The following is a 21,502-nucleotide window of genomic DNA, read 5'->3' on the forward strand; positions in this document are numbered from 1 at the left end:
TTATGGCAATGGCTGAAAATCAATACTACGGCACTGGTCGCCGCAAAAGTTCTGCTGCACGCGTTTTTCTTAAGCCGGGTAGCGGTAATATCGTTATTAACCAACGTAGCATCGAAGAGTACTTCGGTCGTGAAACTGGCCGTATGGTTGTTATGCAACCGCTCGTACTGCTAGATATGGTTAGCAAGTTTGACATGTACATCACTGTTAAAGGTGGTGGTATTTCTGGTCAAGCTGGTGCTATCCGTCACGGTATTACCCGTGCACTGATGGAATATGACGAGACTCTGCGCCCAGAACTGCGTAAAGCTGGCTTCGTAACGCGTGATGCGCGTGAAGTTGAGCGTAAGAAAGTGGGTCTGCGTAAAGCACGTCGCCGTCCACAGTTCTCCAAACGTTAATTTTTTGCCTTTATGGCATCAGATTAATGGCAAAAACCCGGTGTCTCACCGGGTTTTTTTATGCCTGAAAAACCACTTTTCATAGCATCACATATTATATTTTCGTTGCTAAACCGTTGTCTGATAAACAATTAATCACGAAATCGCAGCACCATCCCCACAAAACATGCAAAATCTGGTAAACTATCACCCACTTTTGTGCCTGTTCGGCGAACTGTTGGCGTCCGTGTATCTCCCTGGCTGAATAACTATCTCGACCAAGGCTTATTTACGGCAACAGCTGTCGAGATGACGAACCGGCGGTAAAACGACTCAGGATAGCAACCTAACCGTGGGCTATTCGCACTGTTTTCTAGATAATCTTGGAGGTTTTCATGGCTGTCGCTGCCAACAAACGTTCGGTAATGACGCTGTTTTCCGGCCCGACCGACATTTTTAGCCATCAAGTACGTATCGTACTGGCGGAGAAAGGTGTCAGTGTTGAGATTGAGCAGGTTGAAGCTGGTAATCTGCCGCAGGACCTGATTGACCTCAATCCCTACCAGACCGTTCCTACTTTGGTTGATCGCGAGTTAACATTGTATGAATCCCGTATCATCATGGAGTATTTGGATGAGCGTTTCCCTCATCCTCCATTGATGCCGGTATACCCTGTTGCACGTGGTAGCAGTCGTTTGATGATGAATCGCATCGAGAAAGACTGGTATTCCCTGATGCATAAGATCGAACAAGCTAATGCTCAGGAAGCTGAAGCAGCCCGCAAGCAGCTACGTGAAGCTCTGTTGTCTATCGCGCCGGTATTTAATGAAATGCCTTTCTTTATGAGCGAAGAATTCAGCTTGGTTGATTGCTATCTGGCTCCGCTGCTGTGGCGTTTACCTGTCTTAGGTATCGAGTTAACCGGTGCTGGCTCTAAAGAGTTGAAGGGTTATATGACACGTGTGTTTGAGCGTGATGCGTTCCTGGCTTCCCTGACTGAAGCTGAACGTGAAATGCACCTGAAAACCCGAGGTTAACTGTTATGGAGATGTCGGATATGTCTCCGCGCCGTCCCTATCTGTTGCGCGCATTTTACGAGTGGTTGATTGATAATCAACTGACTCCGCATCTGGTTGTGGATGTCACCCGGCCGGGTGTTTCGGTGCCGATGGAATTTGCCCGTGATGGGCAGATTGTATTGAATGTAGCACCGCGTGCCGTGGGTAATTTGGAGCTGGGTAACGAGGGTGTAAGTTTCAATGCCCGTTTCGGTGGCGTTCCTCGTCAAGTTACCGTGCCGATGGCTGCGGTAATGGCTATCTATGCGCGTGAAAACGGCTCTGGCACTATGTTTGAGCCTGAAGAAGCTTACGATTCTGATGCTGATGGCAATTTTGAGGCTTTCACAGAGGAAGGCAGCGAGACGGCACCGGCTGAGAACCTGACATTAGTCACTGGTGATACTCAGGTATCACAGGACGATAGTCATTCCCCGGATGATGAGCCACCAAAACCGCCACGTAGCGGTGGTCGCCCAGCATTACGGGTTGTTAAGTAACGAACAACACTGTTCTCTTGCACCAAGCGTTACCATACCCAATAAGGGCGTCATTAGCCGCCCTTATTATTTCTGCCAAATAACCAATAATTAAGACAGTTTTTTCAACTCAGCCAGACAACTATCACGTTGACTCATCATATCGCTATTTCTGATAGTCGATAAGGTATGAGATGCGCGCTGTTGGAAGCTGGCTTTGGCGGCACTGTCTTTGACATCTGCCGGTGCGGTACAAATATCTGATACTGTCAGTGTTTTACTGTCGCTCACCGCTTTTAGTACTGCGGCCGGGTTATAAATCAGTGCAGAAGAGAGTGCCGATTTCACCCCAGCAGTGAAATTCGCATTACCGGCATCGACCAGTTTAGGGGCCATGGCAATCCAGTTGTCATCACCCAGCTTAATATTATTTTCTACCGCAGGCAGTTGCCCCGCTTTTGCCAGCTCGGCTACCACAGCGCGCGCGCCACGCGCCTCAATATTATAACCAACTTCTTGATAATTCAAAGACATAGCCAATGTGCTGCTGCTGATCGCCAGCAAGCCGCCAGCAATAAAAAGTAAGTGAGATTTCATAACAGATAATCCTTTATTTAAAACAAGGCGTAATAATAAGGCTAGCCATGGGGTCAGGCCAAAAAACATAGATACAGAAAGTATAAGTACGGAAAGCATAAACCTATCGGAGCTCGGCCTTTACTATAGCGCTTCAGCTATAAATTGCTGCAAATAAGGTGGTTGAGATTGTTACAAAATCTTGAGTTGAAGTGGATGTGCGTGGAAAAAAAGCAGTAAAAAGGGCTGGATAACCAGCCCTCTAGTGTTAAGTCTATGGCAGGATACTTTTACTGTCAGACTTCCAGATAATTCATGATGCCATCTGCGGCTTTGCGGCCTTCAGCGATGGCTGTCACCACCAGATCAGAGCCACGGACGATATCGCCACCGGCAAAGATTTTCGGGTTACTGGTCTGAAACGCATTATCAGTGCTATCAGGGGCCACTACGCGGCCCTGCTTATCCAATGCCACGTCATGCGCCGCCAACCACTCCATGCTGTGTGGACGGAAGCCAAATGCCATTATGACAGCATCTGCTGGCAGCACATGTTCAGACCCTGGGATCTGCTCAGCCACGCTGCGGCCTTGTGCATCAGGTGCGCCCAGTTGGGTACGAACCATCTTCACACCACAGACGTTGCCGTTGTTGTTAACTTCGATGCTTAATGGTTGCAAGTTGAATTTAAACTCAACTCCTTCCTCACGGGCGTTTTTCACTTCCCGCTTGGAACCTGGCATGTTGACCTCATCACGACGATAGGCGCACACCACATCTGTTGCCCCTTGGCGAATCGATGAACGCACACAGTCCATTGCGGTATCACCGCCGCCCAGCACCACGACACGCTTACCTTCCATATTGATATATGGCTCGTGGACGGTCGCATCAAAGCCCATCAACTGCTTGGTATTGGCAATCAGGTATGGCAGCGCATCATAGACACCCGAGGCATCTTCATTTGCCAGACCACCGCGCATCGATTGGTAAGTACCCACACCGAGGAACACCGCGTCATACTCCTTCAGCAGCGCATCCATGGTGATATCTTTACCGATTTCAGTATTGAGTTGGAATTCGATACCCATCTCGGAGAAGATTTTACGGCGCTTAATCATCACTTCTTTTTCCAGCTTAAAGGCTGGAATACCGAAGGTCAGCAAGCCGCCAATCTCTGGATGGCGGTCAAATACCACGGCTTGTACGCCGTTGCGTGCTAATACGTCGGCACAGGCCAGCCCGGCAGGGCCAGCACCGATCACCGCGACACGTTTACCGGTCGGGTGAACATGCGACATATCAGGCTTCCAGCCCATCTCAATGGCTTTATCGCTGATGTAGCGCTCGATGTTGCCGATAGTCACCGCACCGAATTCGTCGTTCAGGGTACAAGACCCTTCGCACAGACGGTCCTGTGGGCACACACGGCCACACACTTCCGGTAAGCTGTTGGTCTGGTGGGCCAGATCCGCCGCTTCCATGATGCGTCCTTCGTTGGCCAGTTTCAGCCAATTAGGAATGTAGTTATGAACCGGGCACTTCCATTCGCAATAAGGGTTACCACAAGACAGGCAGCGGTCTGCCTGTGCTTTGGCCTGGGTTTCCGAAAACGGCTCGTAAATCTCAACAAATTCAATTTTACGGATCTTCAGCGGCTTTTTTGGCGGATCTACGCGCTGTAGGTCGATAAACTGATAAACATTCTGACTCATTTCAACCCCTTACTGCGCTTGAACCCGCAGCTCGGCTGCGGAACGGCTACGGTGGCCCAACAGTGCTTTCACGTCGCTGGATTTCGGTTTAACCAAAGCAAATTTGGTCACCCACTCTGGCCAGTTAGCCAGAATTTCTTCGCCACGGCTAGAACCGGTCAACTGAACATGCTCAGTGATCAGCCCACGCAGATGCTCTTCATGGATTGCCAATTGATCAACATCCAGGACTTCCACCAGCTCAGGGTTAACACGTTTACGGAATTCACCATCTTCATCAAGAACATAAGCAAAACCGCCGGTCATACCAGCACCGAAGTTAATCCCAGTGCGACCCAGTACGCAGACAATACCACCAGTCATGTATTCACAACCGTTATCACCGATACCTTCAACAACGGTGATAGCCCCAGAGTTACGCACGGCGAAACGCTCACCTGCACGGCCTGCGGCGAATAATTTGCCGCCAGTCGCGCCATAGAGACAGGTGTTGCCGACAATGCTGGCCTCATGGCTGCGGAAGTTAGAGCCGACAGGAGGGCGCACTGCAATACGGCCACCGGCCATCCCTTTACCGACATAGTCGTTGGCATCACCGGTCAGGGTTAACTCAACGCCACCGGCATTCCAGACACCAAAGCTTTGACCGGCAGTACCGGAGAAATAAGCTTTGATGGGGTCGGTTGCCAGACCTTGATCACCATGTTTAGTGGCAATCGCGCCCGACAGCGCGGCACCTACGGAACGGTCAGTATTACGGATATCGAAGTAGAACGTCTTGCTGTGTTTCGCTTCAATGTGCGGTTCAGCTTGCGACAGTAACTCTTTGTTCAGTATGCCTTTATCGAACGGAGGGTTACTTTCGGTACAATATAGTGCCTTACCCGGATGTGGCGTAGCGGTTTTCAGCATCGGCGACAGGTCCAGTTTATTCTGTTTGGCTGAGATGCCATCCAGCTCCAGCAGCATGTCAGTACGACCAATTAAATCAACCAGTTGGCTTACACCCAACTCAGCCATGATTTCACGGGTTTCCCGCGCGATAAACTGGAAGTAGTTAACCACCCTTTCAGGCAAGCCGTGATAATGGTCACGACGCAGTTTTTCATCCTGAGTTGCTACACCGGTGGCGCAGTTATTCAGGTGGCAAATACGTAAGTATTTACAACCGAGTGCCACCATAGGCCCGGTACCGAAGCCGAAGCTTTCTGCACCCAGAATCGCGGCTTTAACAATATCGACGCCGGTTTTCAAGCCACCATCCACTTGTAGACGGATTTTATGGCGCAGGCCGTTGGCAACCAGCGCTTGTTGCGTTTCAACTAATCCCAGCTCCCACGGGCAACCGGCATATTTCACTGAAGAGAGCGGGCTGGCACCGGTACCACCGTCGTACCCAGCAATGGTAATCAGGTCGGCATAAGCTTTCGCTACACCGGTAGCAATGGTACCCACGCCCGGCTCAGATACCAGTTTCACCGAAATCAAAGCTTTCGGATTGACCTGTTTCAAGTCGAAAATGAGCTGTGCCAGGTCTTCGATTGAGTAAATATCATGGTGCGGTGGTGGGGAGATCAATGTTACTCCCGGTACGGAATAGCGCAGTTTGGCGATATAGGGTGTGACTTTATCACCCGGTAACTGGCCGCCTTCACCCGGTTTTGCACCTTGTGCCACTTTGATCTGGATAACATCGGCATTTACCAGATACGCCGGTGTCACACCGAAACGACCAGAGGCCACCTGCTTAATACGAGAAACTTTATTCGTACCGTAACGGGCTGGATCTTCGCCACCTTCACCGGAGTTAGAGAAGCCACCCAGACTGTTCATGGCGATAGCCAATGATTCATGGGCCTCCGGGCTAAGTGCGCCGATAGACATTGCCGCCGTATCAAAGCGAGTAAACAGTGATTCAGCCGGTTCCACTTGATCCACCGGGATCGGGGTGCCTTGCGGTTTAATGGCTAACAGATCACGCAGTGTGGCAATCGGACGCTCATTAACCAGCTTGGCATAAACCTGATAATCGCTGTATTCACCACTGTGAACCGCTTTTTGTAAGGTGCTGACCACATCCGGGTTATACGCATGGTATTCGCCGTTGTGAACAAACTTCAATAAACCGCCCTGATCCAACGGCTTGCGTTTCAGCCAGGCACGTTTAGACAGATTTTGCAGATCCTGTTGGAAATCACTGAAGCTAGCTCCACCGATACGACTGACCACGCCCTGGAAACAGAGATTAGACAAATCACGATGCAGGCCAACCGCTTCAAACAGCTTGGCACAGCGGTAAGAGGCCACAGTTGAAATGCCCATTTTGGACATAATTTTGTATAGGCCCTTGTTGATCCCATTACGATAGTTAAGCATCACATCGCGATACTTCTTATCAATCGCTTGGCTATCAACCAATTTAGCCAATGATTCATAAGCTAAATAAGGGTAAATCGCAGTCGCACCAAAACCGAGCAGCACGGCGAAGTGATGCGGGTCGCGGGCACTGGCAGTTTCAACAATAATGTTGGCGTCGCAGCGTAGATTTTTCTCAACCAGGCGGGTCTGGATAGCGCCGACAGCCATTGGTGCGGGTACCGGCAGGCGGTTAGGGGCGATGGCACGATCAGACAGTACCAGCATCACGGCACCGTCACGGACTTTGCGCTCTGCTTCTTCACATAATCTCAGAACTGCTTGTTCCAGGTCAGTTTCGGCAGGGTCAAAGGTCAAATCCACACGATCAGCACGATAATGTTCCCCTTCCAACGTGGTTAACTGTTGGAAATCAGAGAACAACAGGATCGGCGATTTAAAGCTCAGCCGGTGCGCCTGACCTTCTGCTTCGCAGAACACGTTCATTTCACGACCGATACTGGTCGCCAGTGACATAACGTGTGCTTCACGCAGTGGATCGATGGGCGGGTTGGTGACCTGCGCAAATTGCTGGCGGAAGTAATCGTAAATAATACGTGGGCCGCTGGATAGCACCGCAAATGGGGTATCATCGCCCATTGAGCCGGTGGCTTCCTGACCAATTTCACCCAGCACACGGATGACTTGGTCCAGCTCTTCACTGCTGTAACCAAATTGCTTCTGGTAGGTTTCCAGTGTCGAATCATCTAACTGACGGCTACCCACCTGATCTTCTGGCAGATCTTCGAACGGCACCAGACGCTTAACGTTCTTCTCCATCCACTCTTTATACGGGTGGCGGCTTTTCAGATCGTTATCCGTTTCGGCTGAATGGAGGATCTTACCGCTGCGGGTATCGATCACCATCAGTTCACCGGGGCCGACGCGACCTTTTTCAATCACTTCATCGGGCTGATAATCCCAGATGCCCACTTCAGAAGCACAAGTGATCAGCTTATCTTTGGTGATAACGTAGCGCGCAGGGCGCAAGCCATTACGATCAAGGTTACAAGCGGCATAACGGCCATCTGACATCACAATCCCGGCCGGGCCATCCCACGGCTCCATATGCATGGAGTTGAAGTCAAAGAAGGCGCGCAGGTCGGTATCCATATCTGGGTTGTTCTGCCAGGCCGGTGGCACTAACAGACGCATGGCACGAATCAAGTCCATACCGCCACTGAGGAACAGTTCCAACATGTTATCCAGTGAACTGGAGTCAGAGCCGGTCTCATTGACGAAAGGAGCCGCATCCTGCAAATCCGGGATTAATGGCGTTTTGAATTTATAAGCACGTGCACGCGCCCATTGGCGGTTACCGGCGATGGTATTGATTTCGCCGTTGTGGGCCAGATAACGGAACGGCTGAGCCAGTGGCCAGCGTGGCACGGTATTGGTTGAGAAGCGCTGGTGGAACAGGCAGATTGCCGACTCCATGCGCAAATCAGCCAAATCAAGATAGAAGCGCGGTAGATCCGCAGGCATGCACAAGCCTTTATAGATCGTCACCAGATTAGAGAAACTACATACGTAGAAATCTTTATCTTCTGAAATACGCTTTTCGATACGGCGACGCGCCACAAACAGGCGGCGTTCCATATCACGTGGACGCCAGCCAGCAGGGGCGTTCACAAAAATTTGTTCAATCCGAGGCAGGGAGGAGAGGGCAATTTCACCGAGAACATCCGGGTTGGTCGGCACTTCACGCCAGCCGATAATCGACAGCGTTTCGTTTTGCAATTCTTCTTCTACAATGCGGCGGCTTGCCTTGGCGAGTTCTTCGTCCTGACTGAGAAACATCATGCCTACGGCATAGTTTTTGGCCAAACGCCATCCGCGTTCTTCAGCGACCATCCGGAAAAAACGATCCGGTTTTTGTAACAACAAGCCACAACCGTCGCCAGTCTTGCCATCAGCAAGTATCGCGCCACGGTGTTGCATGCGGGCCAGTGCGTGTATAGCGGTACGCACTACCTTATGGCTAGGTTCGCCTTCTATGTGGGCGATTAGGCCGAAACCACAGTTGTCCCTCTCAAGGGATTTATCGTACAACATATCAGTGAACCTCCCCAGGCTCTGCGAGACTCTCACAAACCGACTCCAGAAGGACATGGTTACATCAGGCGGGGTGGGCTGAGAGCCGCGTATTTCGCGACAAATCTGCTTTTCCGCCCTCCGCCAATGGCCTCTTGTGACGGTTCTCACAAGTGGTATAAGACTTGTTTTAAGAGGGAGTCTTAAATTACTGCATAATTATGACTAGACGTTTGCCCGTCTAGAAAGCTTCCAGCGGACCTCCAACTTAGCGAGAAAGAATACTCAGGTCAAATATAGGCTTAAGATATATCTTTAAGGTAATAAATGGGGTTATCACAATGAAAAATATATATTTATTGGTACTTTTAACCCATCTCATACTCAATGAGATAGGCGTGAAATTGTGAGCTGTCTCACTATAGTGCAATCGACAAATCTCTGCACCATGCTAGTGCTGGCGGGGATGTTAGAATTAAACTCTGCTATTTAAATATTTATTGGTTTATAAAACTATTTTTCACTGAATTGTAATAGAAGCGCTAACAGGTTGGTGGAAATAAGAAAATTTAATCATTGGTCAAGTGATTTTATTTGCATTTATAATGAATGGTTATGCGGGGTTGCACCCAAGGGCGTGGGAGTTGATCTCTGTCATCGCGAATTGCATCGCTAGCGGGTAGCCTTAAGCTCTTTTTTGACAGGCAGTGCCAAGATTATGCAGTTGCAGAAATTAGTCAATATGTTTGGTGCGGATTTACAGCGCCGTTACGGTGAAAAAGTGCATAAACTCACGTTGCACGGCGGGTTTAGCTGCCCTAATCGTGATGGAACACTCGGTCGAGGGGGCTGTACCTTTTGTCAGGTGGCTTCATTTGCCGATGAGAACATGCAGCAACAGAGTATTGCGCAGCAGCTAGCGGCGCAGGCAAAAAAAACTAATCGGGCAAAACGTTACCTGGCCTACTTCCAGGCCTATACCAGTACTTATGCAGAGGTTAATGCTTTAGCTGTGATGTATGAACAGGCTTTAGCCGAAGCTGACATTGTCGGTTTGTGTGTGGGAACCCGGCCCGATTGTGTCCCGGATGCGGTATTGGATTTATTGAGTAGTTATCACCAGCAAGGTTATGAAGTCTGGCTGGAGTTGGGGCTACAGACCGCTAATGATAAAACGCTCAAGCGTATTAACCGTGGGCATGATTTCGCCTGTTATCAGCAAACAGCCCGCCGCGCCCGTGCCCGTGGGCTGAAAGTATGCTGTCATTTGATTGTCGGCTTACCCGGCGAAGATAAGCCACAGAATATGGCAACGCTAGAACAAGTGGTGGCAACCGGTGTTGATGGGTTAAAACTGCATCCGCTCCATATCGTGGAAGGTAGCACGATGGGAAAAGCATGGCGGGCAGGGCGGTTGGCGGAACTGGCGTTGGAACAATATGTTGTGACTGCGGGTGAAATGATCCGCCATACTCCAGCGCAGATTGTCTATCATCGGATCTCTGCCAGTGCGCGCAGACCCACGTTGTTGGCCCCGTTGTGGTGCGAGAATCGCTGGACCGGTATGAATGAGCTGAATAATTATATGCTTACCCATGGCGGGCAAGCCTCGGGGTTGTGAGCGGCTACTGCGCGTGCGTATTCGGGGTTTAGGCTGTGCTCGCCATCCTCACGTAACTGGTATTTATAAGGGCAGGTGTACGCTCCGGTAGCTGCACCCAAACTACTTTCGCGCGCTACGCCCTGGCCTTTGCGAGCTGCCGATTGGCAGATAATCGGCTTATTTCCCAATCTCTCACCGTGATTTGCAATCTTTTCCACACTTCTAAGCAAGCCATCTTATCTCTTGGCGGTTTTACGGTATGATTTATACCCTTCGTCCTTGAAGCTACAGAGTTGTTAGCTACGCTCGCTCACCCGAATCACTTACTTGTAGTTGACCCTACATGAAAAAGCTCATCGGGATTCGCTTGCTGGCTGCCTACCTGCAACTCCAATGACTTTGGGTGTAGATTCCAAGGCATATTCAGAAACACTGACAGGGGTTGCTATGAAGCAAATCAGGGTATTAGCCCAGTACTACGTTGATTTAATGGTTAAGTTAGGACTGGTTCGCTTCTCACTGCTACTGGCCTCTGTGCTGGTGTTACTGGCCATGGTGGTGCAGATGGCGGTGACGTTGGTGCTGAGTGGCTCTGTTGAAACCCTCGATCTGGTACGTTCCATTTTCTTTGGTTTGTTGATTACGCCTTGGGCAGTCTATTTCTTGTCGGTAGTGGTTGAGCAATTGGAAGAGTCGCGCCAGCGCTTATCGCGTCTGGTTGAAAAGCTTGAAGTGATGCGTTATCGCGATTTAGAGCTGAATAAACAACTGACCGAAAATATTGCTCAACTCAATCAGGAAATTGTTGAGCGTGAAAAAGCGGAAAAAGCGCACCTACAAGTGGTTGATAAACTAAAAGAAGAGATGGGACACCGTGAGCAGGCGCAGGTTGAGCTGGGGCAGCAGTCGGCGTTATTGCGATCCTTTTTGGATGCGTCGCCAGATCTGGTTTATTACCGCAATGAAGATAATGAGTTCTCTGGCTGCAACCGGGCGATGGAGCTGTTGACGGGCAAGAGTGAGAAACAGCTGGTTGGGCTGACGCCCAAAGATGTCTATGCGCCGGATATCGCCGAAAAAGTGATGGAAACCGACGAGAAAGTCTTCCGCCATAACGTCTCTCTTACCTATGAGCAGTGGCTGGTTTATCCCGATGGCCGCAAAGCCTGCTTTGAACTGCGTAAAGTGCCCTTTTATGATCGTGTTGGTAAACGGCACGGATTGATGGGGTTTGGGCGTGATATAACCGAGCGTAAGCGCTATCAGGATGCGCTGGAGAACGCCAGTAGGGATAAGACTACCTTCATCTCAACAATCAGCCACGAGCTGCGTACGCCGCTTAATGGCATTGTTGGCCTAAGCCGTATCCTGCTTGATACCGAATTAGACAGCGAACAGCTAAAGTATCTGAAAACCATTCATGTCAGTGCTATTACTCTTGGGAATATCTTCAACGATATTATTGAGATGGATAAATTGGAAAGGCGTAAAGTCCAGCTTGATAATCAGCCAATTGATTTTACAGGTTTTATGGCAGATCTTGAGAACCTTTCGGGCCTGTTGGTTCAGCCAAAAGGGTTGAAGTTCATTATGGAACCGCAATTGCCGCTGCCGGAGAAAGTGATTACCGATGGCACCCGCTTGCGCCAGATTCTGTGGAACTTAATCGGCAATGCCGTGAAATTTACTCAGCAAGGTAAAATTGTGGTGCGGGTACGGCGTGAGGGGAGTGACCGTTTGATCTTTGAAGTAGAAGATTCAGGTATGGGCATCCCCGAAGATGAACAGGATAAGATTTTCGCCATGTATTATCAGGTGAAAGATCGCAATGGTGGCCGCCCGGCAACCGGTACTGGCATTGGTCTGGCGGTATCTAAACGCTTGGCACAAAGCATGGGGGGCGATATTACGGTGAAAAGTACCCAAGGGGCCGGTTCATGCTTTACCTTGACCATTAAAGCACCTGCGGTGCAGCAAGCCGCGAGTGTGCCATCAGGCGATGACATACCTCTGCCTGCGTTGCATGTATTGCTGGTGGAAGATATCGAGCTGAACGTCATTGTCGCGCGCTCGGTATTGGAGAAATTAGGCAACAGCGTTGAGGTGGCAATGAATGGCCATGATGCACTGGCGATGTTTAAACCTGATGATTTTGATTTAGTGCTGTTGGATATCCAGTTGCCGGATATGAGCGGGTTGGACATTGCGCGCCAAATTCGGGCGGAATATGTGGCAGAGTCATTACCACCACTGGTGGCATTGACCGCCAACGTACTTAAAGACAAAAAAGAGTATTTAGATGCTGGGATGGATGACGTGCTGAGCAAGCCGTTGTCAGTTCCTGCGCTCACGGCGATGATTAAGCAATTTTGGGATCATAAGCCCTCAACCTCGGCGAAAAAACAGGAGCATAAAGTGATGCAAAGCCATGAATCGTTACTTGATACTGCAATGCTGGAGCAATACATCGATTTGGTTGGCCCACAATTAATTCATCAAAGCCTGGAAATGTTTGAACAGATGATGCCCAGCTATTTGTCGGTGTTGGACTCAAACATGACGGCACGGGACCAAAAGGGCATTACCGAAGAGGCGCATAAGATTAAAGGCGCTGCCGGTTCTGTCGGTTTGCGTCATATCCAGCAGCTTGCACAGCAGATCCAAACCCCGACACTGCCAGCATGGTGGGATAACGTGCAAGATTGGGTCGATGAATTAAAATTAGAATGGCGCAATGATGTGCAGGTGTTACGTGAGTGGGCGGCGGAAGCTGAAAAAAAATAACCCCGACCGAGGCCGGGGTGCGCGAATACTGCGCCAACACCAGGGAAATCGTCAACCTGCGATACTCGTCATACTTCAAGTTACATGTGCGTTGGCTGATTTCATTCACCCCAGTCACTTACTTATGTAAGCCGCTGGGGATTCGCTCAGTTACCGCCTTCCAGTAATTCGAAATACTTAGGGTATATTATTTCGATTTCGAGTGGATTCGCAGGTTGTAAGGATTCTTCCATACATCATACAAGCAACAACATAGCAAATGTAAGCGCTCTTGTTACAAGATTCATTAAAATTTGTGATAGAGATTCGTCTTTGTCACTAGAACGGGTTAAGCGATTGACAGAGTAAGAAAAGGAGAGGTGTGATGAAAACGGTCGGTGTAGTGCTTAGTGGATGTGGGGTATTTGACGGTGCTGAGATACATGAGTCTGTCTTAACAATCCTGGCATTAGATCGTGCGGGCGCAAGTGTTTTGTTCTTCGCCCCCGATAAACCACAACTGCATGTTATTAATCATGTTACCGGCGAAGAAATGGTCGAGAAACGGAATGTGTTAGTGGAGTCGGCGCGCATTACTCGCGGCCAGATTAAGCCTCTTTCTTTAGCCAATTCAGAGCAATTGGATGCCTTGATTGTACCCGGTGGTTTTGGTGCCGCAAAGAACCTCTGCGATTTTGCAGCTCAAGGTTCTGAATGTGTTATTGACCCAGATTTATATAAACTTATTCAATCAATGCATAAGTCAGGTAAACCAATTGGTTTTATGTGTATTGCGCCAGTGATGTTGCCAAAACTGTTGGGTAAACCGATCCGTCTGACAATTGGTAACGATCCCGATACTATTGATGCAATTGAAGTTATGGGTGGAGAGCATGTTATTTGCCCTGCCGATGACGTGGTGGTCGATGCTGAGAATAAAGTGGTCACCACACCTGCCTATATGTTGGCAACATCAATTTCTGAAGCGGCTAAAGGGATTGATAAGTTGGTAACTAAGGTACTGGATTTAACCGAATGACGTTAGCCAGACGCAGATTAAACCAGCTATGGTATTGGGGAAAACGGGGCGTGATCGGCATCGTCACACTGTGGTTGGCGGGCATTTTGATTTTCGCTTTTTTGCCGGTCCCTTTTTCCATGGTGATGATCGAAAGGCAACTGGGCGCCTGGTTGACCGGTGATTTTTCCTATGTAGCGCACTCTGACTGGGTGCCGATGGATGAAATTTCGCCTTACATGGCGCTAGCAGTGATGGCGGCTGAGGATCAAAAATTCCCCGAGCATTGGGGATTTGATGTGGGTGCTATCGAATCGGCACTCTCCCATAATCAGCGCAATCAAAATCGTATCCGAGGTGCCTCGACTTTGTCACAGCAAACAGCGAAAAATCTGTTTCTTTGGGACGGGCGTAGCTGGGTGCGAAAAGGGTTGGAAGTGGGATTGACCGCCGGTATCGAACTGATATGGACCAAGCGCCGTATTCTGACGGTGTATCTCAATATTGCCGAGTTTGGTGAGGGCATTTTTGGTGTGGAAGCCGCTGCACGCCATTTCTTTAATAAACCCGCCAGTAAATTGAGTGCTTCAGAAGCCGCCTTGCTGGCAGCGGTCCTGCCTAATCCACTGCGTTTTAAGGTTAATGCGCCATCAGGTTATGTTATTTCCCGCCAGCAGTGGATTTTACGCCAGATGCGGCAGTTGGGTGGGAAAGACTTCATACAGGCGAATGATTTAGATTAATGGCTTGATGTTTTGGATAGCTAAAAATGGGCCTGGATTTCTCCCGGCCCATAATAGGATTGCTCTTTCTAACTAATTGATTATTTTACAATAGTAAACGCAGTGGTGACGTGCTTAACGCCACTAACCTGGCTGGCAATCTGTGCCGCTGATTGCCCTTCCTGCTGAGTCACCAGACCCAACAAGAACACTTCGCCGTTCTCGGTGGTGACTTTCACATTTGAAGATTTAACTGAATCTGCGGTCAGTAACTGTGAACGAACTTTGGTGGTGATCCAGGTATCCATTGAGGCGGTAGTCAGATCAACCGGCTTGCCTAAGCGCATCTCGTTATACACTTCCGTTGCGCCATCGACACCTGCGGCAATTTGTTTGGCGCGGTTAGACAGCTCTGCGGTTGGCGACTGCCCGGTCAGCAAAACTTTCCCTTGATAAGCGGTCACCACAAAGCGTGTTTGGCTTTTTATCTGCTGATCTTTGCTCAGCGCATTGACGACTCTGGCCTCAAGTGTGCCATCGTCTACCTGAGTGCCGACAGAGCGTGGGTCTGTGGCAGATTTAGTCGCAACGGCTGCGCTGCCGACAACCACGGCACCGACACAGCCTTGCAATAGCAGGGCGCTGAATAGCATGGCAAAAATATAACCAACCTTCATTCGTGCTCCTTTAATCGTCCTGATGAGGAAATAGAGTGTTATCAATTAAGTCACACAAGCAATTCACTGTGAGCATGTGCAATTCTTGAACGCGTGCACTGCGGTGCGAAGGTATACGGATTTCAACATCCTGCTGACCCAACAGGCCAGCCAGCTCACCGCCATCGTAACCGGTAAGGGCAACGATGGTCATATCACGGGTTACAGCTGCTTCGACCGCTTTCACAATATCACGGCTATTGCCACGAGTGGAAATAGCGAGCAAAACATCACCAGCATGGCCGAGTGCTCGTACCTGCTTGGCATAGACCTCATCATGTAAACGGTCGTTGGCAATAGCGGTCAGAACAACATTATCAGCATTTAACGCAATTGCAGGCAGACTTGGTCGTTCTGTTTCAAAACGGTTTATCATGCTGGCGGCAAAGTGCTGCGCGTTAGCCGCTGAAGTCCCATTGCCGCAGCAGAGAATTTTATTGCCGTTGAGCAGTGACTGAACCAACGTCATTGCTGCACGGGATATGGCATCAGGCAAAGCCTCAGCCGCGGCAATCTGGGTTTGAATACTTTCTGTAAAGCAGCCTTTGATTCTATCCAGCACGTTGATTTAATCCACTCAGTAAAATTAATATGCCCTTGGTACTTGAAGCCGCAGGGGTGTTGGCTACGTTCGTTACTCGACTCAGCCAGTGGAGCAATGCAAGTGACGTTAAAAATGGTTTACAACCAATTTGTCATTCTCTTGCCGGCAACCAGCGACTCCAACGTCTTAGGGCATAGCCCGGTAGTAAACCGGAAAAATTGTTAATCCGTATTGAAAGCATTAGGCAGCCACTCTACTTGGCTACCCGTGATGGCAAAAACATCAAAACGGCACGATGTTGTGGCAAAACTGGCGCCTCGCTGTGCCAGCCAAATGGTGGCAGCCCGGAGTAACCGCTGTTGTTTGCTGTGAGTGACGCTGGCAGCAGCGCCACCAAATAGGGCATTACGCCTAAAGCGAACCTCAACAAACACCCAAGTTTCCCCGTCGCGCATAATAAGGTCAATCTCACCACATTGGTAGGTGACATTAGCCGCCTGAAAAATTAAACCAACCCGCTCCAGATAGCTGCGGGCCTGATTTTCGTAATGTGTGCCAGTGTTCCGTTGGCTCATATTCCCTTCATCCTTGAAGTTGCAGGGTTGTTAGCTACATTCGTTACTCAGCCCGTCCATGGGCCTCGCCTCTGCGAGGCCGCTGCAAGCAGCGTTCAAATCTGTTCCAGACAGATTTGTCACCCGAATCACTTACCTGAGTAAGTTCATCGGGACTCGCTCATTTGCTGCCTACCTGCAACTCCAATGACTTTGGGAATACTCTTTATAATTGAAGTTGCAGGGGTGTTAGCTACATTCGTTACTCAGCCCGTCCATGGGCCTCGCCTCTGCGAGGCCGCTGCAAGCAGCGTTCAAATCTGTTCCAGACAGATTTGTCACCCGAATCACTTTACGCCGCCGGTACTACCATACCTTGACGGTATTGCAACCAAGGCAGCTTACGGGTAATAACACAATCGGCTGATGCCGTTAAATCACCGGTTGTACCGCTGACCTGGAAACCAGGAATTTGGCGCATTTGCGCAAAATGATTCGATAATGTCCACGCATCGATCCCCATGGCGTACAGGCGTACCAGCGAATAGTCGTTGGCATATTTAGCCGACGCCTGCTGCATTAGTGCTGGATTAGCACCGGCCATCAATGGAATATCACTAAACTGAATGCCTTCCATCTCCAAACGGTAATCCGGGCCAGCACCGGCCTGATAGCTACGTGAACTGGCAAACAGCGCCGGTTTGCTACGCGAGCTGGTGGCCATATCAATCATTGGTTTAATCAGTGTCAGTTCAGCCGGAGTCGCAATGATATAAACTGCATCAATGTTACCACCAGCGGAAGTGGAAACGACGGGCGCATCTACTGGTGGTGCCGGGATTGTCAGACCTGCAATGGTGACAGATGCTGGTGCCGCAGCAGGCGTGCCTGAAACGGCAACTGGCTGGCCAGTTAGCCGGATACCCGCACCACTGTTGATAGCTTGTTTCAGTTCAGCAGTTGAACCGAAGTTTTGCTGCAATACTGTTTGCCCACCCTGCTTCTGCCACTCTTCAGCGAAGGCTTTGGCGATACGATCGCCAAAAGTACCGCGCGGGGTCAGCAACAATGGCATTCTCTTTTCCTGCCCCCATAAATGATGCGCGGCATCGCGAGCTTCATCTTCTGGCGATAAGGCGAAGTAACAGATGTTGGGACTGTTAGTACTGGCTTCCGGCTGATTTAACGCCAAGATATTCAATGTACTTGTTGTGGCCTTCAGTTGTTCAACTTCAGGTTTAAGCAGTGGGCCGACAACCAAAGTCGCGCCATCCTGCTGGGCCTGAGCCAGTAATGCCGCAATAGGCTGCGTTGTTGTGTCGTAGACCTTTACCTGTGCATTGTTGGCGGCAACAGGAGCAGCTACCGGCGCCGGTGTGGTAATCGGTGCTACCTCAGCAGGTGTTGCAGCGGCGGTATCAGTTGGCGTGGTTGCTGCTGTATCGGGGGGCGCAGCAGCAGGTGCGGCTACCGGTAACCCATTTTGAGCGGCAGTGAAACCTTGCTGGATAGCATCGGCAAATACCTGTGCCGGGCCACTGAGTGGCAGCAACAGTGCAATTTTCGCCGTCGAGGCCTGGCTGAAGTTACTGATCTGCGTTAATCCCGTTGGCAGGGTTTTCGCTGCCGGGTTTTGAGGATAACGGTTCTGCCAGTCTTTAATAGCGGCTTTCAGTAGCTCGGGATCTTGTTTGTTATCCTGATACACACGCAGTAAATCCAGCCAACCTTGCAGCACGTTTTCATCTGCATTAATCACAATATTGTTCAATTCTTGTGGTGTCAGTTGTGCCAGAGATTGCCAGGTGCCATCAATATTGTCCTGATGGGCTTTATCTTTCAGTAACGGTTCCTGAGCGATAAACGCACGAATCAGTGGCAGAGTGGCTTTACCTTGATTGGCGGCAATTTGCGCCTGATAGAAACGAACTTGCTGGTTAGCCGAGAGTTGGGTCGCATCCAACTTACCAAGAATATCAGCAGCAGCAGGGTTATTTTTCTGCGCAATCAGCAGTTCTGCGGTCAGTAATTGCTGTTCCTGACGCTGCGTATCGCTCAGATTAGCCGGTAGTGTACCGAGCTGTTCTGCCGCCTGAGGCGTTTTCCCTTCACGTAACAGGGCACGAATGGCGAGTAATTGCCAGTCAGCCTTGTTATCATCACCACTCTGTTGCAACTGTTGCAGATAATAATCAGAGTTCGCGCTTGCTTCGTCCTGTATATTTGCGGGTGGCGGCGTCTGTGGCGCTCTGCCTGAACAGGCTGCCAGAATCAGTGCGGCCAGAACTACAGGGACAAGCCCTGCTTTGGAACGAACGAATGTTGAGGAAAGCATACTGTATCCAGTGATGTTTTTTTCAAGATGCTCAATATTAAATCGGTAATTCGGATGAAACAATGAATCAACACGATCGAGCAGTGATTTCTGCATCTACGCTTTATGTGGTACCCACCCCAATCGGTAATTTAGGGGATATTACCCACCGGGCGTTAGAGGTACTGAAAGGCGTTGATTTGATTGCGGCAGAAGATACACGCCATACAGGGTTGTTATTACAGCATTTTGCGATCAACGCCCGCCTGTTTGCACTTCATGACCATAACGAACAACAAAAAGCCGATCATTTGCTGGCGAAACTGCAAGCAGGCCAGAGTATTGCACTGGTTTCAGATGCAGGTACGCCACTTATCAACGATCCGGGCTACCACTTAGTGCGCCGTTGTCGTGAAGCGGGCATCAGGGTGGTGCCACTCCCGGGCGCTTGTGCGGCGATTACAGCACTTTCTGCCGCCGGTATTGCCTCGGATCGTTTTTGCTACGAAGGCTTCCTGCCTGCGAAAACCAAAGGACGTAAGGATACTCTGCAAGCGCTGATTGAGGAACCTCGAACACTGATCTTCTACGAATCAACGCATCGCTTGTTGGAAAGTTTACAGGACATGGTAACCGTACTTGGCCCACAACGCTATGTGGTACTCGCCAGAGAATTAACCAAAACTTGGGAGTCTATCCACGGCGCACCGGTTGGCGAGTTGTTGGCTTGGGTTCAGGAAGATGAAAACCGCCGCAAAGGCGAAATGGTCTTGATTGTCGAAGGACATAAAGTACAAGCCGATGATGCTTTACCGGCCGTTGCGTTACGTACTCTGGCATTATTGCAAAAAGAGTTGCCGCTGAAAAAAGCCGCAGCGTTGGCGGCAGAGATTCATGGCGTGAAAAAGAATGCGCTCTATAAGTACGCACTTGAGCTGCAAGATGGTGCTCAAGAGCAAGCGGAAGATGACATTCAACAGTAATGTGATTATAATCCGCCGCGGAGTTGACCAGACAGTCGCCGCTTCGCTGCCGTCCCTTTCGGGGGAGACAGGTGAAGGGGAGGAAAGTCCGGGCTCCATAGGGCAGGGTGCCAGGTAACGCCTGGGAGGCGCAAGCCTACGACAAGTGCAACAGAGAGCAAACCGCCGATGGCCCGCGTAAGTGGGATCAGGTAAGGGTGAAAGGGTGCGGTAAGAGCGCACCGCACGGCTGGTAACAGTTCGTGGCAGGGTAAACTCCACCCGGAGCAAGGCCAAATAGGGGTTCACATGGTACGGCCCGTACTGAACCCGGGTAGGCTGCTTGAGCCAGTGAGCGATTGCTGGCCTAGAGGAATGACTGTCCACGACAGAACCCGGCTTACCGGTCAACTCCACTCATTCCACAAGACCCCGCTTCGGCGGGGTTTTTGTTTTGTGCGATATGGTTTGCGAGGAATGACTGTCCACGACGCTTTTCATAAAAGAAAGCGGCTTACCGGTCAACGCCACTCACTCCACAAGACCCCGCTTCGGCGGGGTTTTTGTTTGGTCTTAACGCTTATAGCGTAAGGCATCCACGAACAACGAAAATGCGGTGGTATGCTGTCTGCGGCTCGGATAGTAGAGGTAATAACCGGGGAAAGGCTCACACCACTCTTTCAGCACCCTGATTAGATTGCCACTGGTAATTTTAGCTTTTACCGCATCCTCTGGTACGAATGCCAGACCAAAACCCATGACGGCGGCATCAATGCGTTGTCGCAAACTGTTAAAGGTCAGTTGCCCATCAACACGAACTCTTAATTCATGCCCCTCTTTTTCGAATTCCCACGCATAAAGGCCCCCCATTGTCGGCAGGCGCATATTGATGCAACGATGATTTTGCAGATCTGCCGGAGTGGTGGGTATGCCATATTTAGCCAAATATGAAGGTGAGCCAACGACAGCCATACTCATATCCGGCCCAATCCGTACCGCAATCATATCTTTTGCTACCTGTTCTCCAAGGCGGATGCCGGCATCAAACCGCCCGCTGACAATGTCAGTTAAGGTGTTATCGACCGTGATTTCCACATTAATGTCCGGGTAATCGGCGAGAAATGATTTCAGTACCGGCCAGAGGGTCGAGTCCACGGCATGCTCGCCAGCAGTAACGCGAATATTCCCCGCAGGCCGCTCGCGCATTTCGCTTAAGGCATCCAGTTCACTCTCAATTTCTGCAAAACGTGGTCCCAGACTATTTGCCAGTCTTTCGCCCGCTTCTGTCGGGGCAACGCTGCGGGTCGTGCGGGTCAATAAGCGAAGCTCAAGTCGTTCTTCCAACCCACGAATGGAATGACTTAAGGCCGATTGTGAAACCCCCAGTTTTGCCGCCGCTTTGGTGAAGCTTCGCTCCCTGGCAACCATAAGAAAGGAAATTAAATCGTTAAAATTCTCTTTTAACATCAGTCTCTATACCTGTTTATCTGCCTGTGTGTTCCAGTATAAATAAATTTATGAGTTAAATTCATATACACATGCGCATTTATCCATCTAATCCTCTGCTCGGACATTTGCTACCTTTTTTGCTACCGACATTTATTTAATGAATGCCTCGTAATGACAAATAAATTACAAGTAGGAGTAAA

At 49.9% G+C, this 21,502-nt stretch carries 16 protein-coding genes and 1 other RNA gene; 9 read left to right on the top strand and 8 right to left on the bottom strand.

What is annotated here, in order from left to right; genetic code table 11:
- The first annotated feature begins 8 nt into the window (after positions 1-8).
- The 3 genes from rpsI (at position 9) to sspB (ending at position 1,938) form a co-directional block, all read left to right on the top strand.
- Positions 9-401: a 30S ribosomal protein S9 gene (gene rpsI, locus ACWJJO_RS19310; RefSeq protein ID WP_049612534.1), complete on the top strand. Its 393-nt coding sequence runs from the start codon at positions 9-11 to the stop codon at positions 399-401.
- Between the two features lie 374 nt (positions 402-775).
- Positions 776-1,417: a stringent starvation protein SspA gene (sspA, locus tag ACWJJO_RS19315; protein WP_442820463.1), complete on the top strand. Its 642-nt coding sequence runs from the start codon at positions 776-778 to the stop codon at positions 1,415-1,417.
- Between the two features lie 5 nt (positions 1,418-1,422).
- Positions 1,423-1,938, top strand: a complete 516-nt coding sequence (sspB, locus tag ACWJJO_RS19320; protein WP_083162290.1) for a ClpXP protease specificity-enhancing factor — start codon at positions 1,423-1,425, stop codon at positions 1,936-1,938.
- A 90-nt stretch (positions 1,939-2,028) separates the two neighbouring features.
- Here the strand turns inward: sspB and ACWJJO_RS19325 are convergent, their stop codons facing one another.
- The 3 genes from ACWJJO_RS19325 to gltB form a co-directional block, all read right to left on the bottom strand.
- Positions 2,029-2,514: a hypothetical protein gene (locus ACWJJO_RS19325; RefSeq protein ID WP_420072721.1), complete on the bottom strand. Its 486-nt coding sequence runs from the start codon at positions 2,512-2,514 to the stop codon at positions 2,029-2,031.
- A gap of 275 nt (positions 2,515-2,789) precedes the next feature.
- A complete protein-coding gene (locus ACWJJO_RS19330; RefSeq protein ID WP_083162294.1) occupies positions 2,790-4,208 on the bottom strand; it encodes a glutamate synthase small subunit in 1,419 nt (472 codons plus the stop codon).
- A 9-nt stretch (positions 4,209-4,217) separates the two neighbouring features.
- The gene (gene gltB / locus ACWJJO_RS19335) at positions 4,218-8,678 is read right to left on the bottom strand and encodes a glutamate synthase large subunit (protein ID WP_083162296.1); all 4,461 of its coding nucleotides are present in this window, start codon (positions 8,676-8,678) and stop codon (positions 4,218-4,220) included.
- Between the two features lie 697 nt (positions 8,679-9,375).
- Here gltB and mnmL point away from each other — a divergent pair.
- From mnmL to mtgA, 4 genes are all read left to right on the top strand, one after another.
- Positions 9,376-10,278 (top strand): tRNA modification radical SAM protein MnmL/YtqA, encoded by a 903-nt coding sequence (gene mnmL, locus ACWJJO_RS19340; protein WP_481091413.1) that lies wholly within the window; start codon positions 9,376-9,378, stop codon positions 10,276-10,278.
- 429 nt (positions 10,279-10,707) lie between these two features.
- Entirely contained in the window at positions 10,708-13,044 is a 2,337-nt protein-coding gene (arcB, locus tag ACWJJO_RS19345) for an aerobic respiration two-component sensor histidine kinase ArcB (protein WP_481091414.1), read from the top strand.
- 364 nt (positions 13,045-13,408) lie between these two features.
- Positions 13,409-14,062, top strand: coding sequence for an isoprenoid biosynthesis glyoxalase ElbB (gene elbB, locus ACWJJO_RS19350; RefSeq protein ID WP_481091415.1), 654 nt, complete (start codon positions 13,409-13,411; stop codon positions 14,060-14,062).
- Positions 14,059-14,784 (top strand): monofunctional biosynthetic peptidoglycan transglycosylase, encoded by a 726-nt coding sequence (mtgA, locus tag ACWJJO_RS19355; protein ID WP_083162304.1) that lies wholly within the window; start codon positions 14,059-14,061, stop codon positions 14,782-14,784. Before elbB ends, mtgA begins: the two co-directional genes overlap by 4 nt.
- Before the next feature lie 80 nt (positions 14,785-14,864).
- Here the strand turns inward: mtgA and dolP are convergent, their stop codons facing one another.
- The 4 genes from dolP to ACWJJO_RS19375 form a co-directional block, all read right to left on the bottom strand.
- Positions 14,865-15,440 carry a division/outer membrane stress-associated lipid-binding lipoprotein gene (gene dolP / locus ACWJJO_RS19360; protein WP_005166550.1) on the bottom strand — a complete coding sequence of 192 codons (576 nt, stop codon included), beginning with the start codon at positions 15,438-15,440 and terminating at the stop codon, positions 14,865-14,867.
- A 10-nt stretch (positions 15,441-15,450) separates the two neighbouring features.
- Positions 15,451-16,041 carry a DnaA initiator-associating protein DiaA gene (gene diaA, locus ACWJJO_RS19365; RefSeq protein ID WP_004710884.1) on the bottom strand — a complete coding sequence of 197 codons (591 nt, stop codon included), beginning with the start codon at positions 16,039-16,041 and terminating at the stop codon, positions 15,451-15,453.
- Positions 16,042-16,244: 203 nt separating this feature from the next.
- Positions 16,245-16,598, bottom strand: a complete 354-nt coding sequence (locus ACWJJO_RS19370; protein WP_083162306.1) for a YraN family protein — start codon at positions 16,596-16,598, stop codon at positions 16,245-16,247.
- A gap of 331 nt (positions 16,599-16,929) precedes the next feature.
- Positions 16,930-18,912: a penicillin-binding protein activator gene (locus ACWJJO_RS19375; protein WP_083162308.1), complete on the bottom strand. Its 1,983-nt coding sequence runs from the start codon at positions 18,910-18,912 to the stop codon at positions 16,930-16,932.
- 62 nt (positions 18,913-18,974) lie between these two features.
- Here ACWJJO_RS19375 and rsmI point away from each other — a divergent pair, with 62 nt between their 5' ends.
- Entirely contained in the window at positions 18,975-19,874 is a 900-nt protein-coding gene (gene rsmI, locus ACWJJO_RS19380; RefSeq protein ID WP_083162310.1) for a 16S rRNA (cytidine(1402)-2'-O)-methyltransferase, read from the top strand.
- 19 nt (positions 19,875-19,893) lie between these two features.
- Positions 19,894-20,272, top strand: an RNA gene (gene rnpB / locus ACWJJO_RS19385) — RNase P RNA component class A.
- A 154-nt stretch (positions 20,273-20,426) separates the two neighbouring features.
- On the opposite strand, the gene ACWJJO_RS19390 is transcribed toward rnpB, so the two are convergent.
- Positions 20,427-21,320 carry a LysR family transcriptional regulator gene (locus ACWJJO_RS19390; protein WP_481091416.1) on the bottom strand — a complete coding sequence of 298 codons (894 nt, stop codon included), beginning with the start codon at positions 21,318-21,320 and terminating at the stop codon, positions 20,427-20,429.
- Between the last annotated feature and the right edge of the window lie 182 nt (positions 21,321-21,502).

The sequence above is a fragment of the Yersinia antarctica genome (assembly GCF_056636475.1).